The organism is Mesorhizobium sp. M2A.F.Ca.ET.039.01.1.1 (assembly GCF_003998035.1).
Classification (GTDB): Bacteria; Pseudomonadota; Alphaproteobacteria; order Rhizobiales; family Rhizobiaceae; genus Mesorhizobium.
In genome coordinates this window covers 1-3,869 of sequence record NZ_RZRY01000595.1, presented here as the reverse complement: position 1 = coordinate 3,869, position 3,869 = coordinate 1, and the positions used below count along the sequence as shown (strand labels likewise).

6 protein-coding genes are annotated in these 3,869 nt (G+C 65.5%); 4 read left to right on the top strand and 2 right to left on the bottom strand.

The genetic code is table 11. The annotated features are described in order from the left end of the window. On the bottom strand, positions 1-141 hold a 141-nt coding region (locus tag EOA24_RS30045), incomplete at its 3' end, for a cold-shock protein (protein ID WP_133374678.1). A gap of 279 nt (positions 142-420) precedes the next feature. On the opposite strand from EOA24_RS30045, the gene EOA24_RS30040 reads away from it, so the two are divergent. Continuing rightward, complete coding sequence (locus tag EOA24_RS30040) at positions 421-750, top strand: hypothetical protein (RefSeq protein WP_126081721.1); 330 nt, start codon at positions 421-423, stop codon at positions 748-750. A 28-nt stretch (positions 751-778) separates the two neighbouring features. Here EOA24_RS30040 and EOA24_RS30035 read toward each other — a convergent pair whose 3' ends face one another. After that, a complete protein-coding gene (locus EOA24_RS30035) occupies positions 779-1,348 on the bottom strand; it encodes a methylated-DNA--[protein]-cysteine S-methyltransferase (RefSeq protein WP_126081722.1) in 570 nt (189 codons plus the stop codon). Between the two features lie 165 nt (positions 1,349-1,513). Between EOA24_RS30035 and EOA24_RS30030 the strand changes: the two genes are divergently transcribed. From EOA24_RS30030 to EOA24_RS30020, 3 genes are all read left to right on the top strand, one after another. Then, positions 1,514-2,530 (top strand): lytic transglycosylase domain-containing protein, encoded by a 1,017-nt coding sequence (locus tag EOA24_RS30030; protein WP_126081723.1) that lies wholly within the window; start codon positions 1,514-1,516, stop codon positions 2,528-2,530. Positions 2,531-2,564: 34 nt separating this feature from the next. Next, entirely contained in the window at positions 2,565-3,062 is a 498-nt protein-coding gene (locus EOA24_RS30025) for an N-acetyltransferase (protein WP_126081724.1), read from the top strand. 374 nt (positions 3,063-3,436) lie between these two features. Continuing rightward, positions 3,437-3,869 (top strand): extracellular solute-binding protein (locus tag EOA24_RS30020; RefSeq protein WP_127410380.1); only part of this gene is annotated, 433 nt, incomplete at its 3' end.

Below are 3,869 nucleotides of genomic sequence, written 5' to 3'. Positions count from 1 at the left end.
TTTCTGGCCTTCAGCCAGGCTCGTCATCCCAGCGCGCTCGACAGCGGAGATGTGGACGAAAACGTCCGCGCCGCCATTGTCAGGCTGGATGAAGCCGTAGCCCTTGGTGGCGTTGAACCACTTGACCGTACCAGTTGCCATATAGAAAGTCCTTCACATTTGCTTTTGTTTGACCGGACCAACGTCCGGCCGGCGGTATCGAAACTTTGGAGATAGACGTCAGCAAACGCGAAGATCGCGGCCCGATCGATCGGCCAAATTCAATGCACCGGATATAGGATAGTTTTTGCAAGAAAACAAGACGTTCGCTTGCGCGCTGCCGGCGTGCAGCCTCAGGCGTTTGGAAGCGGCGCACGGAAGTTTTGACACCGGTCACACGTTGTGGAGAGATGAAATGCTCGCCGTTCCTGGAGGAGAACCATGAAAACCATTCTGCTTGCGGCCTGCCTGCTGCTGCTGGCCGCCGAGGCGCAGGCGGTGTCGCGCTATGATCCGACGCGCATGAGCTGCGACCGGGTGCAGGCGACGATCGCCAGACAGGGCGCCGTCATCCTGCGCTATCAGTCGACGCGGGTGCCGGGGCTTCCGCTCTATGATCGCTACGTGCGCGACGAGCGCTTCTGCAACGCGGGCGAGGTGAGGTCGCGCGCCTATGTTCCGAGCGCCGACACCAGGTCCTGCATGGTCTATGTCTGCAAGCGGCCGGACTTCGATCGGCGTTTCCGTCGCCGGTTCCTGCACAACGACTGACAGCGGGTGAAGGGCCGGGTAGCGCCCCTCAGAACTCGAACGAGGCCTGCGCGACGGGCGGCGGGCCGACGCGAACGCCTTCCATGGCCAGCATCCTTTCCTTGGTGGCCGAGCCGCCCGGCGCGGAGAAGCCGCCAATCTTGCCGCCGGCCGCCAGGATGCGGTGGCAGGGGATGACCAGCGGCACCGGGTTGGCGCCGAGCGCAGCACCCGTCTCGCGGGCGAGCCCGGCATGGCCGGCGCGCCTGGCCAACTCGCCATAGGTGGTGGTCTCGCCGAAGCCGAGCTTGCGCGCGGCATCGTAGATGGCGAGGCGAAAGTCATCGACGCCGTCGAGATCGACCGGCACGTCGGAGAAATCGACGTCCTCACCGGCCGCATAGGCCTGGATCGAGGCGATCAGCTCGACCACCCATTGCGGCTGGTCGGTCGATTTCGAAACACCGGCGTGACGAAACAGCCGGCGCTCGACCGCCCCGCGGCTGCGTTCGGGCAGGCAGAGCCGGATCAGGCCCTTCTCATTCCAGGCGATGCCCATGAAGCCGATCACTGTTTCTAACACTGCGTGGCCGGCCGTGATCTCAGATGTGGGTTTCATGGCGTTTTCCTTCGGCAAAACAGCGAAAAACGAGTACATATCCAGAACAATATGGCATTTCCGCCCTGTTCCCGCCACCCGAAAACCGCCTGGTGGCCCCGATTGCCGGGTGTGAATCGCTGGTGTAAGGACTCCTTAATAACAGACAAACCGGACCCTCACGGCTTGCCAGCAAAAGTCATAATCACCGCGATCGGCGTGCTCGTTGCCGCTGCTGGTCTGAGCGGTTGCACCTCGACCTCGCAAATGAAGGCCGCGCCCGCGCTTGCGGAAGCCTCGACGCCTGTCGTGGCCGACGACACGCCGACGGTCGCGCTGCCTGAAACAGTGGCCGTGCTGCCGGAGCCTTCCGGCCTCGCGCAGGTGCAGACCGCCGCGCTTACCGGAGATGCCCTCGCCATGTCGACGATGCCCGGCGCGCCGGCGACGCCTGGCGCGCTTGCGACGCAAAGCGCGCTGGCGACGCAGGGCGCGCTTTTGCCGCCGCCTGTCCAGCCCGGCGCGGCGCTGGCGCAGCCCGCGGCCTTCGCCGGAGCAACGCCGATGGCCGGCCAGTTTCCGCCGCCGCCTGTGCTGACGGCCGGCGGCTCGCCGACCGGCCCAGGATCCATCAAACAGGCGGGATCCATCAAGCAGGCGGCGGTCTATACGACCGCGGGCGTCGCCATGCCGGTCACCGGCCAGTCGGCAAAAATCGCCCCGATGCCCGGTGTCCAGCAGGTTGCTTACGTGGCGCCGGACAACCCCGCTCTGCTGGCGGCGCCTGGCCAGCCCGAACAGCACGCCAGCGGCCCGCGCGGCGAGATCGAGCGGCTGATCGAGAAATATTCGGCGCTCTATGAAGTGCCGGTCGAGCTGGTGCGCCATGTCGTCAACCGCGAGAGCACCTTCAACCCGAAAGCCTATAATCACGGCCATTGGGGACTGATGCAGATCAAGCACGCGACGGCGCGCGGCATGGGCTATGACGGCCCGGCGACCGGCCTGTTCGACGCCGAGACCAATCTCAAATATGCCGTGAAATATCTGCGTGGCGCCTGGCTGGTCTCGGGCGGCAACGCCAAGCGCGCCGACACGCTCTACCAGAGCGGCTATTATTACGACGCCAAGCGCAGGGGCCTGCTCGAGGCGACGGGACTTGGCGTCGACCGCAAGCGGCATCGCCTGCCGCCCGACGCCTGAGCGGACGGTCCGCGCGGCGTCTCGAGACAGCGCCATGCATGAGAACACGACGCCTCGTCCACCGGCGCCCAACGACATCCGCCTGCGCAAGGTCCTCGATGACACGCTCGCCGCGCCGCATTGGCCGGAGGGCTTCGTTATGCGCGCGTTCGAGCACCGGGACGCGCACGCGCTCCACGCGCTGCTGGAAGAGGTGTTCGACGACGGCGCCGACGGGCCGTTCGACGACTGGTGGCCGCGCATTGCCGGCAACGCCGAGTTCGATCCCGCTCTCTGTTTCCTGGTCATCGACGGCAAGGGCCTGCTTGCGGGCGCGGCGCTCTGCTGGACATCCGGTTTCGTCAAGGACCTCGCCGTCCACCCGGAGTCCAGAAGGCAGGGCATCGGCGACGCGCTTATGCGGCACGTGTTCCTGATTTTTCGCGAGCGCGGGGCGACGCATGTCGATCTCAAGACCAACAGTGTGAAGAACACCGCGGCCTTCAGGCTCTACGAGCGGCTCGGCATGATCCCGGTCGACTGGGAAGGTTAATGGCGTCCCGGCATTGTGAACTCCTTCACATAGGCTGACGTTAGGGCATGCTAATGCGTCGTCGTGCCGGGCGGCCGATCGGCGGATCGACGCGGGCAAGGCGTCGGAGGCGGCTGTGCCGGCATGCGTCAGCCACTCCCAGACGGGCTCCGGGGCGGGGGTTTCGGAGCCCGTCCGCTTTCGTGAAAGCGGGTGAAGGAAAGCAGGACGCCGACGCGGTCGAGCCGACCGAGACGGCTTCACCCGACCTCTCAGCCCGAACCGGCGCATGAGCGCATGGAACCCTAAGCGGCATTGTGCATTCATCGCAGGGGCCTGGATGAGCCGCGACGCCGAGAGGGCACCGTCGGCCGCTGAGGGAGGCCCGCAATCCCGTGAAATTTGTTTGCGCGTACCTGGCGTTGGCCGCCGGCATACTGCTGGGCGCTGTCCAGGCGCGAGCCGTGGAACTGTCGATCGTGTCGGGCGACACCGGCAACGGCATCAAGGTGCTGCGCGAGATCCTCGACCTCTATGAGAAAAAGAGCGGCAACAAGGTCGACATCGTCGTCATCCCGCCTTCGACCACCGACCAGTTCGGCCAGTACCGGCTGTGGCTTGCCGCCGGCAGCAGCGATATCGACGTCTACCAGACCGACGTCATCTGGGCACCGCAGCTGGCCAGCCAACTGGTCGACCTGACGGAAGCGACGAGGGACTTGGCGGGCGCGCATTTTCCCTCCATCATCCAATCGCAGACGGTCAACGGCAGGCTGGTCGCGCTGCCGATCTTCACCGACGTGCCGGCGCTCTATTACCGCAAAGATC